Source organism: Pseudonocardia endophytica, assembly GCF_004339565.1.
Classification (GTDB): domain Bacteria; phylum Actinomycetota; class Actinomycetes; order Mycobacteriales; family Pseudonocardiaceae; genus Pseudonocardia; species Pseudonocardia endophytica.
Window position 1 is genome coordinate 3,127,909 of record NZ_SMFZ01000001.1, and the last position, 24,441, is coordinate 3,152,349.

The 24,441-nt window shown below is 69.1% G+C and carries 20 protein-coding genes and 3 rRNA genes; 12 read left to right on the plus strand and 11 right to left on the minus strand.

Annotation, left to right across the window (positions count from 1 at the left end; all coding sequences use genetic code 11):
- Nucleotides 1-11 precede the first annotated feature (11 nt).
- A complete protein-coding gene (locus tag EV378_RS14305; protein ID WP_132425157.1) occupies nucleotides 12-1,124 on the plus strand; it encodes a quinone-dependent dihydroorotate dehydrogenase in 1,113 nt (370 codons plus the stop codon).
- A 58-nt stretch (nucleotides 1,125-1,182) separates the two neighbouring features.
- Here the strand turns inward: EV378_RS14305 and rrf are convergent.
- From rrf to EV378_RS14325, 4 genes are all read right to left on the minus strand, one after another.
- A 5S ribosomal RNA gene (rrf, locus tag EV378_RS14310) occupies nucleotides 1,183-1,299 on the minus strand.
- An 89-nt stretch (nucleotides 1,300-1,388) separates the two neighbouring features.
- A 23S ribosomal RNA gene (locus tag EV378_RS14315) occupies nucleotides 1,389-4,494 on the minus strand.
- Nucleotides 4,495-4,791: 297 nt separating this feature from the next.
- Nucleotides 4,792-6,310: ribosomal RNA gene (locus tag EV378_RS14320) — 16S ribosomal RNA — on the minus strand.
- The 16S, 23S and 5S rRNA genes sit together here, the layout of an rRNA operon.
- Before the next feature lie 624 nt (nucleotides 6,311-6,934).
- A complete protein-coding gene (locus EV378_RS14325; RefSeq protein WP_132425160.1) occupies nucleotides 6,935-8,131 on the minus strand; it encodes a TetR/AcrR family transcriptional regulator in 1,197 nt (398 codons plus the stop codon).
- 135 nt (nucleotides 8,132-8,266) lie between these two features.
- Between EV378_RS14325 and EV378_RS14330 the strand changes: the two genes are divergently transcribed.
- The 5 genes from EV378_RS14330 (at nucleotide 8,267) to EV378_RS14350 (ending at nucleotide 13,121) form a co-directional block, all read left to right on the plus strand.
- Nucleotides 8,267-8,473, plus strand: a complete 207-nt coding sequence (locus tag EV378_RS14330; RefSeq protein ID WP_132425163.1) for a dodecin — start codon at nucleotides 8,267-8,269, stop codon at nucleotides 8,471-8,473.
- 132 nt (nucleotides 8,474-8,605) lie between these two features.
- Nucleotides 8,606-9,847 carry an AI-2E family transporter gene (locus EV378_RS14335; RefSeq protein WP_132425166.1) on the plus strand — a complete coding sequence of 414 codons (1,242 nt, stop codon included), beginning with the start codon at nucleotides 8,606-8,608 and terminating at the stop codon, nucleotides 9,845-9,847.
- A gap of 105 nt (nucleotides 9,848-9,952) precedes the next feature.
- The gene (locus EV378_RS14340; RefSeq protein ID WP_341540426.1) at nucleotides 9,953-11,659 is read left to right on the plus strand and encodes a PP2C family protein-serine/threonine phosphatase; all 1,707 of its coding nucleotides are present in this window, start codon (nucleotides 9,953-9,955) and stop codon (nucleotides 11,657-11,659) included.
- Complete coding sequence (locus EV378_RS14345) at nucleotides 11,656-12,762, plus strand: cobalamin B12-binding domain-containing protein (protein WP_132425169.1); 1,107 nt, start codon at nucleotides 11,656-11,658, stop codon at nucleotides 12,760-12,762. The genes EV378_RS14340 and EV378_RS14345 overlap by 4 nt, the downstream gene beginning before the upstream one ends.
- Nucleotides 12,759-13,121, plus strand: a complete 363-nt coding sequence (locus tag EV378_RS14350) for an STAS domain-containing protein (protein ID WP_132425172.1) — start codon at nucleotides 12,759-12,761, stop codon at nucleotides 13,119-13,121. Before EV378_RS14345 ends, EV378_RS14350 begins: the two co-directional genes overlap by 4 nt.
- Before the next feature lie 7 nt (nucleotides 13,122-13,128).
- Here the strand turns inward: EV378_RS14350 and EV378_RS14355 are convergent, their stop codons facing one another.
- Nucleotides 13,129-14,634, minus strand: a complete 1,506-nt coding sequence (locus EV378_RS14355) for an FGGY-family carbohydrate kinase (protein WP_132425175.1) — start codon at nucleotides 14,632-14,634, stop codon at nucleotides 13,129-13,131.
- Between the two features lie 41 nt (nucleotides 14,635-14,675).
- Nucleotides 14,676-15,083 carry a MarR family winged helix-turn-helix transcriptional regulator gene (locus EV378_RS14360; RefSeq protein WP_132427895.1) on the minus strand — a complete coding sequence of 136 codons (408 nt, stop codon included), beginning with the start codon at nucleotides 15,081-15,083 and terminating at the stop codon, nucleotides 14,676-14,678.
- Between the two features lie 143 nt (nucleotides 15,084-15,226).
- Here EV378_RS14360 and EV378_RS14365 point away from each other — a divergent pair, with 143 nt between their 5' ends.
- Genes EV378_RS14365 through EV378_RS14375 form a run of 3 tightly spaced genes read left to right on the plus strand, consistent with a single transcriptional unit; the run spans nucleotide 15,227 to nucleotide 17,132 of the window.
- Nucleotides 15,227-16,333 (plus strand): LLM class flavin-dependent oxidoreductase, encoded by a 1,107-nt coding sequence (locus tag EV378_RS14365; protein ID WP_132425178.1) that lies wholly within the window; start codon nucleotides 15,227-15,229, stop codon nucleotides 16,331-16,333.
- On the plus strand, nucleotides 16,333-16,644 hold the full coding sequence (locus EV378_RS14370; RefSeq protein WP_132425181.1) for a GNAT family N-acetyltransferase: 312 nt from the start codon (nucleotides 16,333-16,335) through the stop codon (nucleotides 16,642-16,644). Before EV378_RS14365 ends, EV378_RS14370 begins: the two co-directional genes overlap by 1 nt.
- Nucleotides 16,641-17,132 carry a VOC family protein gene (locus EV378_RS14375; RefSeq protein WP_132425184.1) on the plus strand — a complete coding sequence of 164 codons (492 nt, stop codon included), beginning with the start codon at nucleotides 16,641-16,643 and terminating at the stop codon, nucleotides 17,130-17,132. Before EV378_RS14370 ends, EV378_RS14375 begins: the two co-directional genes overlap by 4 nt.
- Here EV378_RS14375 and EV378_RS14380 read toward each other — a convergent pair.
- The 4 genes from EV378_RS14380 to EV378_RS14395 all read right to left on the minus strand — a co-directional run bounded on the left by EV378_RS14380 (nucleotide 17,129) and on the right by EV378_RS14395 (nucleotide 20,712).
- The gene (locus EV378_RS14380) at nucleotides 17,129-18,094 is read right to left on the minus strand and encodes a beta-ketoacyl-ACP synthase III (RefSeq protein ID WP_132425187.1); all 966 of its coding nucleotides are present in this window, start codon (nucleotides 18,092-18,094) and stop codon (nucleotides 17,129-17,131) included. The two genes, EV378_RS14375 and EV378_RS14380, sit on opposite strands and share 4 nt — an antisense overlap.
- 46 nt (nucleotides 18,095-18,140) lie before the next feature.
- On the minus strand, nucleotides 18,141-19,025 hold the full coding sequence (gene tatC, locus EV378_RS14385) for a twin-arginine translocase subunit TatC (protein ID WP_132425190.1): 885 nt from the start codon (nucleotides 19,023-19,025) through the stop codon (nucleotides 18,141-18,143).
- Nucleotide 19,026: 1 nt separating this feature from the next.
- Complete coding sequence (tatA, locus tag EV378_RS14390) at nucleotides 19,027-19,290, minus strand: Sec-independent protein translocase subunit TatA (protein WP_132425193.1); 264 nt, start codon at nucleotides 19,288-19,290, stop codon at nucleotides 19,027-19,029.
- Between the two features lie 153 nt (nucleotides 19,291-19,443).
- Nucleotides 19,444-20,712 (minus strand): aspartate aminotransferase family protein, encoded by a 1,269-nt coding sequence (locus EV378_RS14395; protein WP_132425196.1) that lies wholly within the window; start codon nucleotides 20,710-20,712, stop codon nucleotides 19,444-19,446.
- A gap of 84 nt (nucleotides 20,713-20,796) precedes the next feature.
- On the opposite strand from EV378_RS14395, the gene EV378_RS14400 reads away from it, so the two are divergent.
- Nucleotides 20,797-21,708 carry a LysR family transcriptional regulator gene (locus EV378_RS14400; RefSeq protein ID WP_132425199.1) on the plus strand — a complete coding sequence of 304 codons (912 nt, stop codon included), beginning with the start codon at nucleotides 20,797-20,799 and terminating at the stop codon, nucleotides 21,706-21,708.
- Here the strand turns inward: EV378_RS14400 and EV378_RS14405 are convergent.
- Nucleotides 21,701-22,942, minus strand: coding sequence for an MFS transporter (locus EV378_RS14405; RefSeq protein ID WP_132425202.1), 1,242 nt, complete (start codon nucleotides 22,940-22,942; stop codon nucleotides 21,701-21,703). The genes EV378_RS14400 and EV378_RS14405 overlap by 8 nt on opposite strands.
- Before the next feature lie 88 nt (nucleotides 22,943-23,030).
- Between EV378_RS14405 and EV378_RS14410 the strand changes: the two genes are divergently transcribed.
- Nucleotides 23,031-23,348 (plus strand): putative quinol monooxygenase, encoded by a 318-nt coding sequence (locus EV378_RS14410; RefSeq protein ID WP_243653454.1) that lies wholly within the window; start codon nucleotides 23,031-23,033, stop codon nucleotides 23,346-23,348.
- A 446-nt stretch (nucleotides 23,349-23,794) separates the two neighbouring features.
- On the plus strand, nucleotides 23,795-24,364 hold the full coding sequence (locus tag EV378_RS14420; protein WP_132425208.1) for a TetR/AcrR family transcriptional regulator: 570 nt from the start codon (nucleotides 23,795-23,797) through the stop codon (nucleotides 24,362-24,364).
- Nucleotides 24,365-24,441: the final 77 nt, after the last annotated feature.

Genomic DNA, 24,441 nt, shown 5'->3' on the forward strand with positions numbered 1-24,441 from the left:
GCACTGCGACGATGTCACCCGTGTACGACACGCTGTTCCGCCACGCCCTGCGCCGCATCCCGTCCGAGACCGCGCACCACCTCGGCGCCGGAGTGCTCCGCGGCCTCGGCGCCGCACCGCTGGCCGGACCACGGCTCGGCGCCGCGCTGGGGCCGTCCGACCCGGTGCTCCGGGTCCGGACGCTCGGGCTCGAGTTCGCCGGCCCGCTCGGCCTCGCCGCGGGGTTCGACAAGGAGGCCCGCGGCATGACGGCCGCCGGCCGGATCGGCTTCGGTGCCGTGGAGATCGGCACGGTCACCGGGCAGGCGCAGCCGGGCAACCCGAAGCCACGCCTGTTCCGGTTCCCGGACGACCGCGCGCTGGTGAACCGCATGGGGTTCAACAACGCGGGCGCCCCGGCCGTCGCGGCACGGCTGGAGCACTGGCGGGCCGACCGTCCGGCCGGGGCGCCCGTGCTCGGGGTGAACATCGGCAAGAGCAAGGTCGTGGCGGCCGACCGCGCCGTCGACGACTACCGCACGAGCGCACGGCTGCTCGGCCCGTTCGCCGACTACATGGTCGTGAACGTCAGCTCGCCGAACACGCCCGGTCTGCGCGACCTGCAGCAGGCCGACGCCCTGGAGCCGCTCCTGGTGGCCGTGCGCGAGGAGCTCGACAACCTGCCGGTCGGCAGGCGGGTCCCGCTGCTCGTCAAGATCACGGTCGATCTCGCCGACGACGACGTGGACGCCGTCGCCGATCTCGCTGCGCGCCTGGGGCTCGACGGGATCGTCGCGACGAACACGACGGTCTCCCGCGACGGGCTCGTCACGGACGCCGCCACGGTCGCCGACGCCGGCGCGGGCGGGCTGTCCGGGCGACCGCTGGCCGACCGCGCGCTCGCCGTCCTGACGCGGCTGCGAGCGCGTCTCGGCGCCGGCCCGGTCCTGATCTCCGTGGGTGGGATCGAGGACGCCCACGAGGCGTACCGCCGGATCCGTGCGGGCGCCTCCCTCGTGCAGGCGTACACGGCGTTCGTCTACGGCGGGCTGCTCTGGCCGTCACGGTTGCACCGCGAGCTCGCCGTTCTGCTCCGCGCCGACGGGCACCGCAGCGTCGACGATGCCGTCGGCACCGGAATCTGAGGGTTCGAAACGAGAAATAGCCCGTGGAACGAATCCACGGGCTATTCCCCAGGTTGAATGTCGGCGGCGACCTACTCTCCCACACCCTGTCGAGTGCAGTACCATCGGCGCAGGAAGGCTTAGCTACCGGGTTCGGAATGGGACCGGGCGTTCCCCTACCGCCATAACCACCGACAACACTATCCAATTCTTACTTTCACCCAGAACAAACCACCACACAGTGGTGGTGTGCTCAGGGTCACACAGTGGATGCGAACAACACGTTGTGGCAAGCCCTCGGCCTATTAGTACCGGTCAACTCCACCCCTCACAGGGCTTCCATCTCCGGCCTATCAACCCAGTCATCTACTGGGAGCCTTAACCACTCAAGGTGGTGGGAGACCTCATCTTGGAACGAGCTTCCCGCTTAGATGCCTTCAGCGGTTATCCCTTCCGAACATAGCCAACCAGCCGTGCCCCTGGCGGGACAACTGGCACACCAGAGGTTCGTCCGTCCCGGTCCTCTCGTACTAGGGACAGCCTTCCTCAAGTCTCCAACGCGCGCGGCGGATAGGGACCGAACTGTCTCACGACGTTCTAAACCCAGCTCGCGTACCGCTTTAATGGGCGAACAGCCCAACCCTTGGGACCTACTCCAGCCCCAGGATGCGACGAGCCGACATCGAGGTGCCAAACCATGCCGTCGATATGGACTCTTGGGCAAGATCAGCCTGTTATCCCCGGGGTACCTTTTATCCGTTGAGCGACACCCCTTCCACCAGGAGGTGCCGGATCACTAGTCCCGACTTTCGTCCCTGCTCGACCCGTCAGTCTCACAGTCAAGCTCCCTTGTGCACTTACACTCACCACCTGATTACCAACCAGGCTGAGGGAACCTTTGGGCGCCTCCGTTACCCTTTAGGAGGCAACCGCCCCAGTTAAACTACCCACCAGGCACTGTCCCTGAACCAGATCATGGCCCGAGGTTCAGACACCCAGTCCGACCAGAGTGGTATTTCAACAACGACTCCACCACCACTAGCGTGGCCGCTTCACAGTCTCCCACCTATCCTACACAAGCCGAACCGAGCACCAATACCAAGCTGTAGTAAAGGTCCCGGGGTCTTTCCGTCCTGCCGCGCGTAACGAGCATCTTTACTCGTAATGCAATTTCGCCGAGTCTGTGGTCGAGACAGCGCCCAAGTCGTTACGCCATTCGTGCAGGTCGGAACTTACCCGACAAGGAATTTCGCTACCTTAGGATGGTTATAGTTACCACCGCCGTTTACTGGCGCTTAAATTCTCCGCTTCACCCCCCGAAAGGAGTTAACAGGTCCTCTTAACGTTCCAGCACCGGGCAGGCGTCAGTCCGTATACATCGTCTTGCGACTTCGCACGGACCTGTGTTTTTAGTAAACAGTCGCTTGGGCCTGGTCTCTGCGACCACCCACCCCTAGCCCGCAAAGGGGCTTCAAGGCGAATGGCCCTCCTTCTCCCGAAGTTACGGAGGCATTTTGCCGAATTCCTTAACCACAGTTCACTCGATCGCCTCGGTATTCTCTACCTGACCACCTGTGTCGGTTTAGGGTACGGGCCGCAACAGCACTCACTAGAGGCTTTTCTCGACAGCACGGGATCACTCTACTTCGCCTCAATCGGCTACGCATCACCTCTCACCCTTCACAACGCCCGGATTTCCCTGGACGTCGGGCTACAGGCTTACACCACGACAACCACCGCGTGGCGGAGCTACCCTCCTGCGTCACCCCATCGCTTGCCTACTACCGGATCGGATCCCACGCTCCCCCACCCAGACACACCCCGAAGGGCGCTAGAGGATGGGTTCGGATGGTTAGCATCACCGGCCCCAGCATGGACGCACTATCACGAGCACGGGAATATCAACCCGTTGTCCATCGACTACGCCTGACGGCCTCGCCTTAGGTCCCGGCTCACCCTGGGCGGAACAACCTGGCCCAGGAACCCTTGGTCATACGGCGGCAGAGATTCTCACTCTGCATTCGCTACTCATGCCTGCATTCTCACTCCCACACACTCCACCCGACGATCACTCACGGGCTTCACCACATGCAGGACGCTCCCCTACCCAACACCGGACGAACCGGCATTGCCACGGCTTCGGCGGTACGCTTGAGCCCCGCTACATTGTCGGCGCAGGACCACTTGACCAGTGAGCTATTACGCACTCTTTCAAGGATGGCTGCTTCTAAGCCAACCTCCTGGTTGTCTCGGCGATCCCACATCCTTTCCCACTTAGCGCACGCTTAGGGGCCTTAGCCGGTGATCTGGGCTGTTTCCCTCTCGACCACGAAGCTTATCCCCCGCAGTCTCACTGCCGCGCTCTCACTCACCGGCATTCGGAGTTTGGCTGACTTCAGTAAGCTTGTCGGCCCCCTAGGCCATCCAGTGCTCTACCTCCGGTGAGAAACACACGACGCTGCACCTAAATGCATTTCGGGGAGAACCAGCTATCACGAAGTTTGATTGGCCTTTCACCCCTACCCACAGCTCATCCCCCAGGTTTTCAACCCTGGTGGGTTCGGGCCTCCACGACGTCTTACCGACGCTTCACCCTGGCCATGGGTAGATCACTCCGCTTCGGGTCTACACCCCGCGACTCAGCTGCAAAACAGCAACGCCCTATTCGGACTCGCTTTCGCTACGGCTACCCCACACAGGTTAACCTCGCCACGAAGCATAACTCGCAGGCTCATTCTTCAAAAGGCACGCCATCACCCCGCAAGGCTCTGACGGCTTGTAAGCACACGGTTTCAGGTACTCTTTCACTCCCCTCCCGGGGTACTTTTCACCTTTCCCTCACGGTACTCGTCCGCTATCGGTCACCAGGTAGTATTCAGGCTTGACGGGTGGTCCCGCCAGATTCACAACGAATTCCACGAGCTCGCTGCTACTCGGGAACAACGCCCATGACGTGCACAGTGTTTTCGCGTACGGGGCTCTCACCCACTACGGCCATCCATCCCAGAGATGTTCCACTAACACCACACAACACTCATCCAGCTCTCGGCAGAGAACTAACGGCGAAATCCCACAACCCCGCACCCGCAACACCTGCCGGCTTGACACGGACACGGTTTAGCCACCATCCGCTTTCGCTCGCCACTACTCACGGAATCACTATTGTTTTCTCTTCCTGTGGGTACTGAGATGTTTCACTTCCCCACGTTCCCTCCCGCACCCTATGAATTCAGATACGGGTAACGCCCCATGACGGGCGCTGGGTTACCCCATTCGGACACCCTCGGATCACAGCTCGGTTGACAACTCCCCGAGGACTATCGCGGCCTCCCACGTCCTTCATCGGCTCCTGATGCCCAGGCATCCACCATGTGCTCTTAACAACTTGACCACAACAAGATGCTCGCATCCACTATGCAACACTCAACACACCACCACACACCCCCGCACCAGAACCACCACCCACACACGCGGGCATTAGGAACCAGACGAAAGCGATGGCCGAAAGAAGACGGTGTCTTCTCAGGACCCAACAGTGTGCGAGCTCATCCATTCGGCACTATCAACTTGGTATTGCGTTCCACCCAGCCACCACCCGGACCAACCGGCCCAAACAGTGGATCAATGAAAGGAGAACCACCCCACCGAAACAGGGCGGTCTACCCTCACCACATGGTGAGCTCCTTAGAAAGGAGGTGATCCAGCCGCACCTTCCGGTACGGCTACCTTGTTACGACTTCGTCCCAATCGCCAGTCCCACCTTCGACGACTCCCTCCCACAAGGGGTTGGGCCGCCGGCTTCGGGTGTTACCAACTTTCGTGACGTGACGGGCGGTGTGTACAAGGCCCGGGAACGTATTCACCGCAGCAATGCTGATCTGCGATTACTAGCGACTCCAACTTCACGGGGTCGAGTTGCAGACCCCGATCCGAACTGAGACTCACTTTAAGGGATTCGCTCCACCTCACGGTCTCGCAGCCCTCTGTATGAGCCATTGTAGCATGTGTGAAGCCCTGGACATAAGGGGCATGATGACTTGACGTCATCCCCACCTTCCTCCGAGTTGACCCCGGCAGTCTCCCATGAGTCCCCGGCATAACCCGCTGGCAACATGGAACAAGGGTTGCGCTCGTTGCGGGACTTAACCCAACATCTCACGACACGAGCTGACGACAGCCATGCACCACCTGCACACAGGCCACAAGGGAAACGACATCTCTGCCGCAATCCTGTGCATGTCAAACCCAGGTAAGGTTCTTCGCGTTGCATCGAATTAATCCACATGCTCCGCCGCTTGTGCGGGCCCCCGTCAATTCCTTTGAGTTTTAGCCTTGCGGCCGTACTCCCCAGGCGGGGCGCTTAATGCGTTAGCTGCGGCACAGAAACCGTGGAATGGTCCCCACACCTAGCGCCCAACGTTTACGGCATGGACTACCAGGGTATCTAATCCTGTTCGCTCCCCATGCTTTCGCTCCTCAGCGTCAGTATCGGCCCAGAGACCCGCCTTCGCCACCGGTGTTCCTCCTGATATCTGCGCATTTCACCGCTACACCAGGAATTCCAGTCTCCCCTGCCGAACTCAAGTGATGCCCGTATCGACCGCACGCTCAGAGTTAAGCCCCAAGTTTTCACGGCCGACGCGACACACCGCCTACGAGCTCTTTACGCCCAATAATTCCGGACAACGCTCGCACCCTACGTGTTACCGCGGCTGCTGGCACGTAGTTGGCCGGTGCTTCTTCTCCAGGTACCGTCACAAAAGCTTCGTCCCTGGCGAAAGAGGTTTACAACCCGAAGGCCGTCATCCCCCACGCGGCGTCGCTGCGTCAGGCTTCCGCCCATTGCGCAATATTCCCCACTGCTGCCTCCCGTAGGAGTCTGGGCCGTGTCTCAGTCCCAGTGTGGCCGGTCGCCCTCTCAGGCCGGCTACCCGTCACCGCCTTGGTAGGCCATCACCCCACCAACAAGCTGATAGGCCGCGGGCCCATCCCCAGCCGAAAAACTTTCCACCACAGGACATGCATCCCATAGTCCTATCCGGTATTAGACCCAGTTTCCCAGGCTTATCCCAGAGCTGAGGGCAGGTCACCCACGTGTTACTCACCCGTTCGCCGCTCGTGTACCCCGAAAGGCCTTACCGCTCGACTTGCATGTGTTAAGCACGCCGCCAGCGTTCGTCCTGAGCCAGGATCAAACTCTCCAACAAAACCCTGACCAACAAACGCACTACCACCACAGACGGGATCCGCAGCAGCAGCACAAAACAATCTGGCACAAAAACCAAAGCGCCAAACAAAAAAGCTCGACACACTGTTGAGTTCTCAAAAGACACCCGCACACAGCCACCCACCTCACAGTGAGCCGACCGAAGCGACTACCTCAAACACCCCGAAACCCACGAGCCGAAGCTTCACCAGGTCCTACAGGATGTGGCCAGCGGGCCTGTTGACCGCCCCACCGAGGAGGCGTTCTGTCCGGCTGTCTCGCTGACGGAGAGAAAGTTACGCCCCGGTGTCCGGCAGGGTCAAACCGGGGGGTCCTTGTGCGATCTACCGGGTGTTCGCCCAGGTCAGAGACGCCCCACCCTGCGCGACGGGCCCGACGGAGGCCCCCTGAGCCCGTCGAAGCGCCATCTTCGATCTTTGTGACGCCGGACACGACCGGGACGCCGCTCCGGTGTGGCACATCGTCACCGGATCCGGGGCATATCCGGCGATCGTCCGACGCGTTGGACCCGGCGAGTGCCCTTCGCCGGACCCTGCAGCGCGTCGGGGGCGAATGCGCGTCGCGGTCCGGCGGGGGGCACTCCCCATCTCCACCGAACCGCCGCTCAGGACTCCCCGATCGACGACACCGCGTCGACGAGCGAGAGCAGGTGGGCGCGCAGATCGGCCCAGCCGACGTACCGGCGGCTGACCGCCATGAAGCTCACCAGGTCGAGGCCACCGCACACCACGAAACGGGCGGCCGGCTCGTCGAGGCCCGGACGCGCGGCGTGCAGCAGGGCCGCCATCTCGGTCGTGTAGTCGTGGTGGTCCCGCAGCACCGTCGGCATCTGGCTCTCCGGCAGGTTGCAGGCCTCCCGCACCAGCACGGCCATCGTGTCGCCGTGGTCCAGGGCGAAGTCCACGTAGGACCGCATGCCCCTGTCGAACCGGCCGGTGGCGGACTGCTCGATCCGCATGACGTGCTCGAGCGACAGCGCGAGCCAGGACGAACCACGTTGCTGCGCGACGACCAGCAGCTCCGCCTTGCTCTCGAAGTAGCTGTAGACGGTCGGCCCGGTGACCCCGGCGGCCACGGCGACGTCCTCCATGCTCACTGCGTGGAACCCGTGCCGCCGGAACAGGTGGTGCGCCGCGTTGATGATGGCCTCGCGGCGGGCGGCCCTGGCGACCGGCGCAGGCAGGTCGCCGGGTGTCGCGGGCGGTTCGGCACCGTCGGCGTCGAACCGCACCTCGGTCAGGCGCAGGAGCATCCGCTCCAGGAGCCGCCGCCGTCGGGTGTCGTTCATCCCCCTCACCCGCGAGCCGGACGGCGACGCGGTGAACACGAGCAGAGCGCGCGCGACGAGCTCGGCACCCCACGGCGGCAGGTCCGGCCGGACGGCCGCGACCCGGGCGGTGAGATCGTCGACGATCGCCGCCGCGCGGCGGGAGTGCCGGGCTCGCTCCTCCGCCGGGAGGTGCCTGGCGTCGCGGAGCAGGATCAGCCACAACGGAGCGTGCTCGATGCCGTTCCTCGCGAGACCGGCGACCGTCTCGCCCAGCACCGTGTCCGGCGGCCCGGCGCCGGCACGTGCCATCGTCTCCTCGACGATGTCGATCCCGCGTTCGATGACGGCGGCGTGCAGCGCGTCCTTGCCGGCGAAGTGCCGGTAGAGCGCCGGTCCCGTGATGCCACTGGCACCGGCGATCTGGGCCATCCGGGCACCGTGGAACCCGTTGGCGGCCAGGACTTCCGCAGCTCCGTCCAAGATGAGACGTTTTCGCCCCGGCACATCGTTCGTCTTGACGAGGTCCCCCATGTCGGCACCCTAGCCCGGCAACTGCCGGGAATTTCCGGTTCGCCCAGGTGGCTGGTGAGGTGCACCGCCGGACGGGTGCGTCCTCTGCCCGCGATCCGCGGGTTTCGGGCACCCCGGACCCGGGCATCTCACCTCATGGCCAACACCTACTCTGTGACCGAGATCGTCGGCACTTCCCCGGACGGCGTCGACGCGGCGATCCGCAGTGGCATCGACGACGCGTCGAAGACGCTCAAGAACCTGGACTGGGCTCAGGTGACCGACATCCGTCTGCACCTCGAGGACGGCGACGTCCAGCACTTCCAGGTCAGCATGAAGCTCGGGTTCAAGGTCGAGCGCTGACACGTCGTCGCGAACGGACACGCCGGGTGGTGCGTACGCCACCCGGCGTGCTCTAGCGTTCGGCGATCGGCCTGACCGACTCTCGTGCCGGGAGTGCCGCTCGTCCCGGTCGGCGGGAGGACAGGACGGCTCGTGACGGACAGCACGCACCCCGGACGCGGTGAGGACGACACACCCGACGCTCCGCCCGCGGAGCAGGGCTCCGCCGCCGGATCCGAGCTGGCCGACGGGCTGGGCGGGACAGGCAGGCAGGTCCCACCCGCACTCGCACTGGCGACCGGGCTCGCGTGGCGCGGCCTGTTGCTCGCCGCCGCCGTGGCCGTGCTGATCTGGGTCGTCGCCCAGCTCTCCCTGCTGGTCGTTCCCGTCGTCATCGCCCTGATCCTCTCCGCGCTGCTGTCGCCGGCGGCACGTCAGCTCCGGCGGATCCCGCACATGCCGCGTGGTGTCGCCACCGGGGTCGTCGTGATCGGCGGACTCGCGCTGTTCGGCGGCATCCTCTGGGCGGTCGTCGCCGCCTTCCTCGCCGGCCTGCCGGACCTGTCGACGCAGCTGGGGCAGAGCCTCGTCGCGGCGCAGGAATGGCTCGCGACCGGCCCGCTGCACCTCGACGACGCCCGCGTCGGCTCGTTCACCTCGGAGCTGGTCAACACACTGCAGCGCAACCAGACCGCACTCGCGACAAACATCGTCGGCGCACTCGGCACGGCCGGAGAGGCGGCGACCGAGATGCTCCTGACGCTGTTCGTGCTCACGTTCTTCGTCCACGACGGACCGAAGATCTGGAGGTTCGTGCTGTCCGGTGTCCCGCGCGCGGCGCGTCCGCGGACCGACGTCGCCGGGCGACGCGCGTTCGCCTCGCTGGTCGGCTACACGCGGGCGATCGTCGTCGTGGCCGCGGTGGACGCCGTGACGGCGGGCGTCGGGCTGTGGCTGATCGGTGTCCCGCTCGCCGTCCCGCTCGCCACGCTGATCTTCTTCGGCGCGTTCGTCCCCACGCTCGGCGCGATCGTCACCGGCGTCGTGGCCGTGCTGATCGCGCTGGTCACCGGTGGGTGGGTGGACGCTCTGCTGGTGGTGGCGCTGCTCGTCGCCGTCCAGAACATCGAGGGGTACATCCTCCAGCCGCTGTTGCTCGGGCGGTCGGTCAAGCTGCATCCACTCGCCGTCGTGCTCCCGATCGCGGGTGGACTGATCGTCGCGGGCATCCCGGGCGCGCTGCTGGCCGTCCCGCTCATCACGCTCGCCGACGCCGGCGTCCGGTCGGTGAACCGGCCGTCCGACAAACGGCTGGCCGACCCGTCGTCGGTGGACCCGCTCGATCCCCGCTCGGCCCGCCCCGACCAGTACCCCGGTGCCGCCGTCACCCCCTGAACGGTTTCCGGCGGGCGGAACTCGGTGTTCGGTCGGCGGTCGATGCCGTGCGACCTACAACGATCGGGTACGTCCGGCGTGGACGGACCGGCCGGGACGGGTACCGTGGCGAGACGTCCACCCGACGTCCGGCAGGAGGTGGGAGGCCGCTCCCCGGCCCACGACGTGACCGAGTCCGAGACCGTTGCGAGCACCACCGCCGTCGCCGACGTGCGCTGGCAGGCGTCGCCGTGTCCTGCACTGGTGCTGGGTGCCGACGGCACCGTGCGCGCGGTCAACGACGCCGCGGGGACGTTGTTCCCGGCCGCGCGGACGGGCGCCACGGTCTCCGACGGCCTGCCCGGGTGGCTCACCGACGGTCACGCCGGTGTCGTCGGCGGCCGTTCCGACGAGGCGCGGGGCTGGGTCGCCGACCGGAGCATCGTCGGCAGGCCGGTGCTCACCGAGGACGACTCCGTCACCTGGTGGTTCGACGACGACACGGACGTCCGCTCCGCACGCGAGGGCCTGCGCGTCGAGCAGGACCGGGCGGCGTTCCTCAGCCACGCCTCGGCCGCTCTGCTGGGCGCACTGAACCTGACGCGGTGCATGGAGGTGGCCGCCGAGCTGGCCTCGGACCGTCTCGCCGACGGCGCGCTGGTCATCACACCCGCGTCGCGCGGCCGCTACGAGACGGTCGTCTGCCGGCACGGCGAGGCCCCGCAACGCACCGTCCTGCGGATCGACCCGGACGAGGTCCCCGGCCTGGCCGAGGCGCTGCGCGGGTTCCCGCCGGTGCCGTCGCGCTGGATCGACCCGGCGCTGGCTCCCGACTGGCTGACGCCCGATGGCTTCGGCGAGGTCGGCTCGATCGTGGTGACGCCGCTACCCGGGCACGGGGTGCCCGCAGGTGCGCTGGTCCTGCTCGGCCGGGCGGCGAGCGGACCGTTCACCGAGGACGAGGAGTCCACGGCCCGCGAGTTCGCGGCCCGGACCGGGCTCGCCATGTCGTCGGCCCGGATGTTCGCCCAGCAGGCGTCGATCACCGAGACGTTGATGCGTGACCTGCTGCCGCCGAGACTGACGCACGTCGGCGGCGTCGAGTACGCGGGCGGCTACCGCGCGTCGGCCGACCACGAGCGCGTCGGCGGCGACTTCTACGACCTGCACCCTGCCGACGACGATGCGTCGGGCGCCGAGACGCTCGCCGTGCTCGGCGACGTGTGCGGCAAGGGGCTCGATGCGGCCGTCCTGACCGGCCGCATCCGCAGCGTCGTGCAGGCACTGCGTCCGCTGGCCCGCGACCACAAGCACATGCTGGGGCTTCTCAACGACGCCCTGCTGTCCTCGGACCACACCCGGTTCGTGACGCTCGTGCTCGCCTCGGTCTCGCGGCACGGCCCCGACGTGCGGCTCCGCCTGACGTGCGCGGGCCATCCGCCGCCGCTCGTCGTCCGCACGGACGGCCGCGTCGAGGAGGCGGCGACGCTCGGGACGGTCGTCGGCGCGCTCCCGACGATCGAGACGACGACGGCGGAGATGACGCTCGCACCCGGCGAGACCTGCCTGCTGTTCACCGACGGCATCACCGAGGCCCGCGGTGGCCCGCTCGGGAACGACCAGTTCGGTGAGGAGCGTCTGCAGGCCGCGCTGGCGGAGTGCGCGGGGATGCCGGCCGAAGCGGTCGTCGAACGCGTGCAGATGCTGGCCGCCCAGTGGGTGGGCCAGAGCGACCGTGACCACGACGACATGGCCGTGCTGGCGATCACGGCCCCGCGCGGACAGCATCTGACGGCCGTCGGAGGGCATGGCAGGGGTCGGTTCACGGCATGACCACCGCCACCGCCGACGGCAGCCGGTCGCTCTCGACGCGCTACGCGGACCTGCTGTGGGACGCGGTGCTGCGCAGCGACGAGTACGCGGCGGTCGACATCACCGTCGACGCGTTGCGGGACGGGCTCGACGTCGAGTCGGTGCTGCTGGACGTGATCGGCGTGGTGCAGGCCCGTGCCGGCGCCGAGTGGGCCGCCAACAGGATCAGCGTGGCGCAGGAGCACGCGGCGACGGCCATCAACGACCGCGTGATCGGGACGCTCACGCTGGCCAGGGACCGGCCGGAGGCACGCCTCGGTCGGATCACGGTGGCGTGCGTCGACGGCGAGTGGCACGCGCTGCCCGCCCGGCTGCTGGCCGAGGTGCTGACGCTGCGCGGCTTCACCGTCGACTACCTGGGCGCGCAGGTGCCCACGCCGCACCTGATCACCCACCTGCACCGGACGGGACCGGACGCCGTCGCGCTGTCCGGCATGATCGCCACCCGGCTGCCGGTCGCGCACGCGACGATCTCGGCCTGCCAGGCGGCGGGCGTTCCGGTGATCGTCGGTGGAGCCGCGTTCGGGCCGCAGGGCCGCTACGCCGAGCTGCTCGGCGCGGACGCGTGGGCTCCGGACGCGCGGTCGGCCGCCGACCGTCTCGCGACGTCCCCGCTCCCGACGCCGCAGCGACCGCACGCGCAGCCGTTCGACGACCTGCCGCACCTGAGCGACCAGGAGTACACGCTGGTCACGCGCAGCACGACCCGTCTGGTCGGCGCCGTGATGCAGGGCCTGGAGGACCGGGTCCCGGCGATGCGGGACTACACACCGATCCAGCGCGAGCACACGGCCGAGGACGTCCGGCACATCGTCGACTTCCTGGCCACCGCGCTCTACGCCGGCGACGACGAGCTGTTCCTGTCGTTCCTGCGGTGGACGGCGGGCATCCTGGAGGCGCGTGGCGTCCCGAGGAGCACGATGCCGCCCGCGCTCGAGCTGCTCACCGCGGAGCTCCGGGACTTCGACCGGGCGGCCCGGCTGCTCGGTACCGCGCTCGACGACCTGACGACCGGCGACCCGACGACCGGCGACCGCATCCATCGACCGGGAAGGCCCGCATGACCGCTCCCCGACCCCTGACCTGCTCGTGGAGCCGGACGGGCCCGGACCGGTCCTGCCTGGAACTGGACGGCGAGCTCGACTACGACGGCTCCGACGTCGTCCTCGACGAGATCATCCGTCATCTCGACGAGAATCCGCGGCTCCGGGAGCTCACGCTGGACTGCCGCCGGCTCGACTTCTGTGACTCCTACGGGCTGTCCACGCTGCTGATGATCCGCAGGCGGACGCAGTCGACGGGCGTGGTGCTGCGCCTGGCGAACCGCGGCCCCGCCCTGGACCGGTTGCTGCGCGTGACGAACACGCTGGCCCACCTGACCGACACGTCGGTGACGTCGCTGGAGAAGCAGCTCGACACCTGAGGCGTCGTCAGCTCCCGTCCTGCTGCGCCGCCGCCATCGCGTGCATGTGCTCCCGGGTGGCGGGGTAGAGCGTCCGGTACGACTCGTGGAACCGGTCGTGGAGCGCTGCCGCGTCCGGGTCCGGGCGGACGATCTCCGCCGCCCGCGTCCAGTCGGTCGACGGCGGGACGGCCCCGGTCCCGATCGCGGCCAGCAGCGCGTCCCCGTAGCTCGCCCCCACGGTGACCGCCGGCAGCTCCTGCGGCACGCCCAGCACGTCGCTCACGATCTGCGTCCACAGCCCGCCCTGCACACCGCCGCCGACCGCGATCACCCGCTCGGGCCGGCCCACGACACCGGCCATGACCTCGAGATTCTGCCGGATGCCGTGCGCGACACCCTCGTAGGCGGCGCGGAACAGGTGGCCGCGACCGTGCTCGAGCGTGAGGCCGACGACCACGCCGCGCGCGGACGCGTCGTAGATCGGTGAGCGCTCCCCTGCGAAGTAGGGCAGCACGAGCAGACCGCCGGAGCCGGGCGGGATCGCGCGTGCCTCGGAGATCAGCTCGTCGTACGGGGCGCCACCGACGAGGTCGTGCGTCCAGGTGACCAGGCTGCCGCCCGCGGACATGCCCGCGGCGAGTGTGTACGAGTCCGGCTCGACGCCGCACGTGGTCCACAGCCCGGGACTCGACGCCGCCGACGGCAGTACCTGGATCATGAACATCGTCGATCCGTACATCAGCATCAGGTCACCGGGCCTGCGCGCGCCGACGCTGAACGCCTCCGCCCACGCGTCCACCGTCCCGAACACGACCGGGGTCCCGACCGGAAGGCCGGTCGCCTCGGCCGCGTCCGGTCGCAGGTGCCCGGCGATCTCGTGCGGCCAGCCGAGCCGCGGCAGCGACAGGTCACCGAGCAGCTCGGCGATCCAGTCCCCCGCCCAGTCCCGGGCGGCCAGGTCGTAGAACGGGTCGACCTGGCTCGCGGTGTGGTGGTCGAGCACCCACTCGCCGGTCAGGCGCGCGACCACGAACGAGTGCGAGCCGAACCAGCGGGTCGCCTTCTCCCAGACCTCCGGGAGCTGCTCGCGCACCCAGGCCAGCTTCGGCCCGACGGCCTGGCTGGACAGGTCCTTGCCGCACCGCTCGAACACCGCGGCCGCGCCGAGTGCGGCGTTGATCGACGCGATCTGCTCCTCGGCGCGGAAGTCGACGCCGTAGAGGATCGCCGGGTGCAGCGGCTCGAGGTCGTCGCCGGTCATCACCAGGCACGGTCCGAGCCCGGAGACCCCGACGGCGGCCACCGTCCGGCCGTCCGCGACGTCGGCCAGCTCCCGCGCGATCGAGCAGACGGTGTCCCACCACTGCGTCGTGGCGTCCATCTCGACGAACCCCGGTTGCGGGCGTTGCACCGTGACCGGCCGCGTGGTCGTCGCGACGACGTCGCCGTCGACGGTCGTCAACGTCCCCTTGACGGACCCGGTCCCGAGGTCGATGCCGAGGAAGAGAGCTCCGGTGCTCGCGGTGTCCACGTGTTCGATCCTGGCCGATGTTGCCCCGCAAGCGAAAGCGGTCAGCGGCCGACGCGGCCCAGAACGATCTCCGTGATCCGGGCGAGCGCGTCCACCTGGCCGTCGTCCAGCCCGTCGAACACCAGCTCGCGGACGGCCTCGACGTGTGGCGGCGCGGCCTGCTCGATCACCCGCCGCCCCTGCGCGGTGAGCACGACGAACGCGCCGCGGGCGTCGTCCTCGCACTCCTCGCGCTCGACCAGGTCCCTGCGCTGCATCCGGGACAACTGGTGGGACAGACGGCTGCGCTCCCACTGCAGCGTGTCGGCGAGCTCGTGGACACGCATCCGCGCCCCGCCGTCCTGCCTGGCCCGGTCGGTCAGGGCCACCAGCACGTCGAAGTCGGCCAGCGACAGCCCGGACTCGTCCTGCAACCTGCGGTTCAGCCGGGCGTGCAGCCGGGCCTGCATGGCCAGGTAACCGCGCCATGCGCGCTGCTCCCGGTCGTCCAGCCAGCGGGTTTCGGTCACGACACCAGTCTAACGGAATAGTTGACACGTCACGCAGGTTCCGGAGTATGTTGGTGACACGTCAACTACAGGAGCGGATGGTCATGCAGTTCGGTGTCTTCACGGTCAGTGACGTCACGACCGACCCGACGAACGGGCGCACGCCGTCCGAGGCGGAGCGGATCGACTCCGTCGTCCGGATCGCCGAGAAGGCCGAGGAGGTCGGTCTCGACGTCGTCGCGCTCGGTGAGCACCACAACCCGCCGTTCGTCTCGTCGTCCCCGACGACGACGCTGGCCTACATCGCGGCCCGCACCCGCACGCTCGAGCTGTCCACGTCCACGACGCTGATCACGACGAACGACCCGGTGAAGATCGCCGAGGACTTCGCGATGCTGCAGCACCTGGCGGGCGGCCGGGTGGATCTGATGATGGGACGCGGCAACACCGGCCCGGTCTACCCGTGGTTCGGCCAGGACATCCGGCAGGGCATCCCGCTGGCGATCGAGAACTACGCGCTGCTGCGCAGGCTGTGGACCGAGGACGTCGTGGACTGGGAGGGGAGGTTCCGTGCGCCGCTGCAGGGCTTCACGTCCACGCCGCGGCCGCTCGACGGCGTCGCCCCGTTCGTCTGGCACGGGTCGATCCGCAGCCCGGAGATCGCCGAGCAGGCCGCGTTCTACGGCGACGGCTTCTTCCACAACCACATCTTCTGGCCGGCCGAGCACACGCAGCGGATGGTCGAGTTCTACCGCCGCCGCTTCGAGGCCTACGGGCACGGCGACGCCGACCAGGCGATCGTCGGACTCGGTGGGCAGGTGTTCATGCGGAAGAACTCGCAGGACGCGATCGACGAGTTCCGGCCGTACTTCGACCGGGCCCCGGTCTACGGCGGCGGTCCGTCGCTGGAGGAGTTCAGCACGCAGACACCGCTGACCGTCGGCAGCCCGCAGCAGGTGATCGACCGGACGCTCGGATTCCGTGACTATGTCGGGGACTACCAGCGCCAGCTGTTCCTGATCGACCACGCGGGCCTTCCCCTGAAGACCGTCCTGGAGCAGCTGGACATCCTGGGCGAGGAGGTCGTTCCCGTGTTGCGCAAGGAGTTCGCCGCGCTCAAGCCGGCGCACGTGCCGGAGGCGCCGACGCACGCGTCGCTCGTCGCGGCCCGTGACGCCGCCGCTGCCGCCACCGTCGAGGCGGTGGCCTGATGGCCGACGAGCCGACCGTCGTCGACACCGGCGACCGGTACGAGCTGCGGCTCGGCGACGAGGTCGCCGGGTTCGCGGAGTACCGGCGCCGCGGTGACACGACGTCGTTCACGCACACGCTCGTCGAACAGCAGTACGGCGGCCGCGGGTTCGGGTCGATCCTGATCCGCGGCGCGCTGGACGCCGAGCGTGCGGCCGGACGGGCGGTCAAGCCGTACTGCCCGTTCGTGCGCGGCTACATCGACAAGCATCCCGAGTTCGCCGACCTCGTCGCGGCCGGCTTCCATCCCGATTCCGGAGAGACGTCATGACCGACACCGACCAGCACGAAGCAGCCCGCGCCCGGATCCGCGAGGCGCATCTCACGCCGGCCGCAGAGCGTCCCGCTTCGACGGCGCGGGGCCTGCACCACACGGCGCTGGTGTCCAGCGACGTCGAGCGGACCGTGCGCTTCTACCAGGACGTGCTCGGCTTCCCGCTGACCGAGCTGATCGAGAACCGGGACTACCCCGGCTCGTCGCACTTCTTCTTCGACATCGGCAACGGGAACCTGATCGCGTTCTTCGACTTCCCCGGCCTCGACGTCGGCCCGTACGCCGAGGTGCTCGGCGGGCTGCACCACATGGCGATCAGCGTCGAGCCCGCGCGGTGGGACGAGCTCGTGCAGCGGCTGTCCGACGCCGGCGTCGAGCACGAGGTGCACTCCGGCGTCTCGGTCTACTTCCGCGACCCGGACGGCGCCCGGATCGAGCTGATCTCCGACCCGCTCGGGGAGATGTACGGCGAGGTCGTCCTCTAGAGATCCGGCCAGGTCAGCGTCGCCGCGCCCCAGGTCACGCCGCCGCCGAACGCGGCAAGGGCGATCCGCTCACCCGGCCGGAGCAGGCCGTCGTCGTGGGCCTGGGACAGGGCGAGCGGGATCGACGCGGCGGCCGTGTTGCCGACCGTGGCGACGTTGCTCAGCGCACGGTCCGCGCCGATCCCCAGCCGGGTCGCGACGGCGTCCAGGATCCGCTGGTTCGCCTGGTGCCCGACGAAGCGGTCGAGCGACTCGACCGTCCATCCGGTGCGTTCGACGACGCCGCGGGCGGTGTCGGTCATCCGGCTCACGGCCTGCCGGTAGACGGCCTGGCCCTGCATCCGTAGCGGCCCGCCGCCAGGGGCCTCGATGAGCTCGGCGAGGCTGCCGTCGCTGCCGAGCTCGACCTCGTGGACGGCGCCGGGTCGGGTCGCGTCGCCCGCCGTGAGCACGACGGCGGCGGCCCCGTCGCCGAACAGGAACGCGGTCGTCCGGTCGTCGGGGTCGACCAGCGTGCTGTACGTGTCCGCACCGACGAGCAGCACCGACTCCACCTGGCCTGCGACGACGGCGTTGCGCGCCACGGACAGCCCGTAGAGGAAGCCGGAGCAGACGGCGTCGACGTCGAACGCCGGGACGGTGCCGAGCCCGAGCCGCGCGGCGACCGTCGGCGCGGTGGACGGGCACCGGTGGTCCGGCGTGCTCGTCGCGAGCACGACGAGGTCGACGCCGTCGCGTCCTGCGGACTTGAGCGCGTGCCGTCCGGCCTCGGTCGCCAGGTCCGACGTGGCCTGCCCGGCCGCGACGACCCGCCGCTCGCTGATCCCGCTGCGCGTGCGGATCCACTCGTCCGTGGTGTCCAGGCGGGCGGCGAGGTCGTGGTTCGTCACGACGTCCGACGGGAGGCAGTGCCCGATCCCGGAGACCAACGCCGCCCGGGCACCCGTCGTCGCACTCAGCATTGCCACGACAGTACTTCGGTACCCGCCGGTAGGAGGTTCGGAAGGATCAGGGCAACTGGCTGGGGGTGGTGTCGATGTCCGACGGCGAGTCGGGGTCGAGGAACATCGCGGCCTCGCGACGGGCGCGGCGCCGGTCGGTGAACCGGGCGACCTGGATCGCGAGCTCGAACAGGGCCGTCAGCGCGAACGCCAGCGCGACCATCGAGATCGGGTCCTGCCCCGGCGTCGCGATGGCGGCGAACACGAACAGTCCGAGGATCAGCCCGCGGCGTGACCTGCGCAGCGCCTCGTAGGACACGACCCCGGCCAGGTTCAGCGCCACCACGGCCAGCGGGAGCTCGAAGCTGACCCCGAAGATGATCAGCAGGGCGATCACGAAGCCGAAGTACGACTCGCCGGTCAGCGCCGTCGTCTGGATCTCGCTGCCGATCGTCAGCAGGAAGCCGAGGCCCTGGGCGACGACCATGTAGGCGAGGATCGCGCCGGCGACGAACAGCGTGGCGGCGACCGTCGAGAACCCCAGCGCGTAGCGGCGCTCGACCGAGCGCAGGCCGGGGGTGACGAACCGCCACAGCTGGTACAGCCAGATCGGGCAGGCGAGTACGACGCCCGCCGTCGCGCCGACCTTCAGGCGCAGCATGAACTGGTCGAACGGCCCGGTGCCGAGCAGCGTGCACGACGTCGGGTCGGCGGTGATCACCGCGCGGGCCGACGCGGGCAGCTCGCAGTACGGGCCCTTGAGCAGCTCGCCGAGGCTCGGGAGACCGAACAGGGCCGTCTCGAACCAGACGTATCCGAACACCGTGGTCACGACGATCGCGACGAGCGCGATCCCCAGCCGGTTGCGCAGCTCGTAGAGATGGTGGATCAGCGTCATCTCGCCGCGCGGGTTCGACCGGCGACGCGACCGCGGCGTCCGGAGGACGGGCATCTCAGGCGGCGGGACGCTCGGCGGCCGGCGCGGTGGCCGGTGCCGCCGCCTGCGGCTGCGCGGCCTCGACCTGGGCCGGGGCCGCGGCGGTGGTGTCGGCCTGATCGGCCTTCTCCTCGTCGTCGCGCAGGCCCTTCATCTCGCCCTTGAACACGCGAGCGGACTGCCCGACGGAACGGGCCATCTGCGGCAGCTTCTTCGCACCGAACAGCAGGACGAGCACGCCGATCACGATCAGCCAGTGCGTCGGGCTCATGGCGCCCATGGGGAACTCCTCACAGCGGGGTCGGGGAGCAGGCCGTTCGCTCTCCCCTCCGTGGTCAACGACACTCCCCGCCATCGGGGTGCGACGAGCACAAGGCGATACCCCCGTGCCGAACCCGGGGCGACCACGGCCACCGGCCCGTGGCGCCCGAGCTCAGCCGGCGTCGGACAACGCCTGGTCCAGGATCTCCAGCCCGCGGTCGATCTCGGCGTCGGTCGCGGTCAGCGGTGGCGCGATGCGGAACGTGCCACCCATGCCGGGCAGCTGAACGATGTTCATGTGCAGGCCGAGCTCGGCGCACCGGCGGGTGACGGCGGCGCCGCGCTCGTCCGCGTCGTCGGCGACCAGTTCCAGCCCGACCAGCAGACCGCGGCCCCGGATGTCGCCGATCACGGGGTGCTCGCCGGCCAGCTTCTCCAGGCCGAGACGCAGCCGCTCCCCCAGCTCGGCCGCGCGCAGGTCGAGGCGGTCGCGGATCAGCACGTCCAGGACGGTGTTGCCGACGGCGGCCGGCAGCGGGTCGTTCACGTGGGTGGTGAAGAACAGGAACCCGCGGTCGTGCGACTCCTGCTCGATCTCCGCGCTGGTCAGCACGGCCGCCAGCGGGAGTCCGGCACCGAGCGTCTTGGACAGCGTGAGGATGTCCGGCACGACGCCGTCGCGCTGGAACGCGTACCAGTCGCCGGTGCGGCACAGGCCGGTCTGCGCCTCGTCGACGATCAGCAGCATGCCCCGCTCGCGGCACTTCTCCTGCAGCGCGGCGAGGTAGCCGGGCGGCAGGTCGACGACGCCGCCGGAGCTCAGGATCGGTTCGACGAGGCACGCCGCGAGGTTGCCGGTGGACTGCGCGTCGATCAGGGAGAAGCCGAGGTCGAGCTGGCGGCGCCAGTCCAGGTCGCCGTTCGCGTCGACGACGTCCGGGCGGAACCGGTCGGGCACCGGCAACGCGAAGTTGCCGGGAGCGGTGGGGCCGTACCCGGCACGCCCCGCGACGTACGTCGCGTTCGCCGCGCCCTGGGTCATGCCGTGCCAGGACCGCGCGAACGAGACGATCTCGTGGCCACCGGTGACGAGCTTCGCCATCCGCAGCGCGGCCTCGTTCGACTCCGCACCCGTCGTCAACAGCATGGCCTTGTCGAGCTGCTCCGGCAGCGTCCCGGCGAGCCGCCGCGCGAGGTCGATCACCGGGCGGCTGAGCATGCCGCTGTACAGGTGGTCGAGGCGTTCGACCTGGTCACGGACGGTCGCGACGATCTCCGGGTGCGCGTGGCCGAGGATCGCGCTCATCTGCCCTGACGTGAAGTCGAGCAGCTCGCGTCCGTCCTCGGTGACGACCGTGCATCCGGTCGCGCGGTCGGCGACGCCGGGGCTGAAGGAGCCGCGGCCGGAGTAGCGGATCAGGTGGGCGGTCTCGTCCGGCATGACGTCGACGGTAGGAACTCCTCGGCGTGCGCGTCCATCACACGTTCTCCACGTGACTGTTCGACGGAGCCGCACAATGACCGGGTGCTGAATCCCTGGCGTCTGCAGCTGCTCGGCCTGCTCGACAGCCTCGGCACGGTCCGCGCCGTGGCCGAGACGCTGCACCTGAGCCCGTCGACGGTGTCCCAGCAGCTCGGCGTGCTCGAGACCGAGACCCGCAGCCACCTGCTGGAACGCACGGGTCGACGGGTGCGGCTGACCCGGACCGGCGTCGCGCTGGCCCGTCGTGGCCGCGACATCCTCGACCGGATGGCCGAGGCGGAGGCCGAGCTGCGCGCGCTGAACGACGAGCCGATCGGCACCGTGCGGCTCGGCGCGTTCCAGAGCGCGATCCACCCGCTGGCCGTCCCGGCCGCCGCGCGGCTGGCCGACTCGCATCCGCACCTGCACGTCGAGCTCGTCGAGTCCGAGCCGCACGAGAGCGGGCAGGCGCTGCACGCGGGCGACCTGGACGTCGTCGTGACGACGACCGACTACGTGCGCTTCCCGTGGGACCGCGACCTGGAGATCGTCCCGCTCGGCGTCGACCAGGTGGTGCTCGTCCTGCCGCCGGACCATCCGCTGGCCCGACGGCGGGTCGTCGACCTGGCCGCGTGCGCGGACCAGGTGTGGGCGTGCGACCGGGCCGGCACGTACATGGCGGAGTTGCTGCAACGGCTGTGCCGCGAGTCGGGCTTCGAGCCGCGCGTGGCGTGCCGGTTCGCGAACTACCTGCTGGCGATCCGGCACGTCGAGGCCGGCCGGTCGGTGGCGCTGCTGCCCGCGCTGGCCGTCGCGCCGGGGCACAGCGTCGTCACCCGGGAGCTGACGACGCCGGTGCACCGCAACGTCGCCGTCGTCGTGCGACGGGAGACGGCGTTGCGGGCCGCGGTGGACGCCGTCGTCGAAGCACTGCTCGACCATCCGGAGATCCCGGCGCTGGCGTCACCTACCTGACGCCGACGAACTCCGGCGCCCTCTCCTCGTCGAGTGACCGGAACGCCGGGGCGAGCAGGGCGGCGACGGACGTGACGGCGACGAGCGCGGCGAGCACCATGCCGGCCGTCTCCAGACCGGCTCCCGCGGCGATCGCGGCGATCGGAGCGCTGGTCAGGGCGGGCGCGGAGAGCACGAGCGTGTTCTGGGCGCCGAGTACCCGGCCGCGCATCTCGTCCGGCGTCGCCTCCACGGTCAGGACGCCGAGCAGCGCGCCCGCCGGCCCGTTGGTGAGGCCGACGAACGCGGCGGCCCCGAGCACCACCCACGGCGACGCCATGCTTCCGACGGCGGCGAAGCCGACGAGCGTGCCGGCCATCCCGATCACGAACCAGGTCCTGCGCCGGACCCGCCCGGCCGAGACGGCGTAGAGCGCGGACCCGGCGATGCTGCCCGCGGACAGTGCGCTCAGCGTCAGCCCGGCCAGCGCGGGCAGGTCCTCCCGCGTGAAGAAGGCCGGCATCAGCGTCGTCTGCAGCGAGCTGATCACCGCCGCGAACACGGCCGTGATCAGCGTCGATCCGAGGACGATCCGGCTGCGGACCAGGAACCGCCACGAGACGGCGAGGTCGGTGACGGCCCGCTTCAACGCGTTGCCGGCCGCCGGCACCACCTTCTCGACGGCGCCCGCGCGCGGATCGAGCAGGAGCGTCGACGCGGCGGCGAGCAGGCTCAGCGACGCGGTCGCCAGCATCAGCGCGGACGTCGTCCCGAACAGCCAGACGAACAGGCCGCCGAGCCCTGGGCCGCCGAGCAGCAGGACGTTGCCGACGGTCTCCCGGGTCGCGATCATGCGGTCCAGGCGCCCTCCCCCGGCCCGGATCAGCGCCGGGAGCAGCGTTTCGTGCGCGGTCATGCCCGGTACCCGGATCACGGCGCCGACCAGCGCGAGCGCGACGAACCACGTCATGTCGAGTCCCCACAGGACGTCGACCAGCGGGAGGGTGGCGACGGAGAGCGCCGAGAGGGCGTTGGACACCACGGAGACCGTGCGCCGGTTGAACCGGTCGACCAGCAGGCCGGACACGATCCCGGTCGCGGCGGAGGCGGCCGTGGCCACCGTCGCCAGCACCCCGGCGGCCAGCACGTCGCCGGTGCGCGCGAGCACGAGCAACGGCATGACGACGCTCGAGATGCCCGCTCCGAGCAGCGACAACCCGTACGAGCTGAAGTACACGATCGCGCTGTGCCGCATGGTCCACTCCCCGTCGACGTCGTCTCGACATCCACTGGACACCCGGCCGTCGCGGCACACTCAACGGTGATCCGGGTCACGAGGCGCGATGACTTCCGGCGGCGACGCCGGTCCACCCCACATGCTGATCATTGCCGGGTACCTCGTCGTCGAACCGACAGAGCGCGACGCGTTCGTGGCCGACGGGACGACGGCGGTCTCCCTGGCGCGCAACGCGCCCGGATGCCTGGACTTCGCCATGACGGCCGACTCGCTCGACCCGGCGCGGGTGAACGTGTTCGAGCGGTGGGAGACCGAGCGGGAACTGCTCGCCTTCCGCGGCTCCGGACCCGACTCCGGCACCGCAGCGAAGATCCTCGACGCGGACGTCAAGCGCTACGTCGTCGCGTCGGTCGAGGACCCGTGACCTGCGGCAAGGACGGGGGCGCGGCGGCGAGCAGGTCGGTGCGACGGCCAGTCGGCGCGGCGTCCGCGTCACAGACGGCGCGATCCGGAGTGCGTACACCGCGCGCACTCCTCCGGCACGTAGTCGCCCGCCAGCCGTAGTCCGCCGGCACGGTCCGGGACCCAGTGCAGGAACGGACCACCGCCCGGACCGCCATGCTCATGGCCACCTGCCCCGGGACGACCACGGACGGGGACGCCGTGGCGGATCGCATGACCGGCATGGACCCCGAAGCCGAAGTCGCGCACGGCCGAGACCAGTCGGCTCAGACGTCGTCGCATCGCCACCTCCTACACTGATCTGTGAAGTTAGAGTGTGCCGAACGCTAGGTACACAGATCTGTGAAGTCAAGGGGGTCCGACGTGGTGGACGGCGATACCGGCAGCGCCGGCGGCTCGGAGCAGCACTTGACCCCTGGCGCCCAGCGGATCCTCGACGTCGCCTCCGAGCTGTTCTACTGGCGCGGGATCCACGCCGTCGGAGTGGACACCATCGCGGCCGAGTCCGGCGTCACCAAACGAACCCTCTACGACCGCTTCGGCTCCAAGGACGCGCTGGTCGTGGCCTACCTGGCTGCTCGTGACCGACGCTGGCGCGAGCTGGTCCTCGCCCGTCTCGAGGCCGTCGGCGCGGACCCGGTAGCGCAGGTCCTGGCGCCGTTCGACGTGCTGCCGGAGTTTCTGGTCCCGCACGGCCGGGGCTGCAGCTTCGTCAATGCCTTCGCCGAGCTCCCCGACCCCGACCACCCCGGCCGTCAACTCGTCGTCGCAGAGAAGACCTGGCTGCGCGACCTGTTCCGGGATCTCCTCTCCCAGGCCGGCGCCCACGATCCCGACGCCACGGCTGGCCAGTTACTCAGCCTGCACGAGGGCGCCTTCGTCAGCCACGCCATCGTCGACGAGACCGACGCGGCGACCGGTGCACGCTCCGCTGCGCACGCCCTGGTCACCCATGCACGTGCCCATCCGGGACCGTGACCCGCACCGGGCCCTCCGATCGCCCGGTCGACATCGGCGTCGACCGCGCCGGTCAGCAGCGATGAAGACGAGCGGAA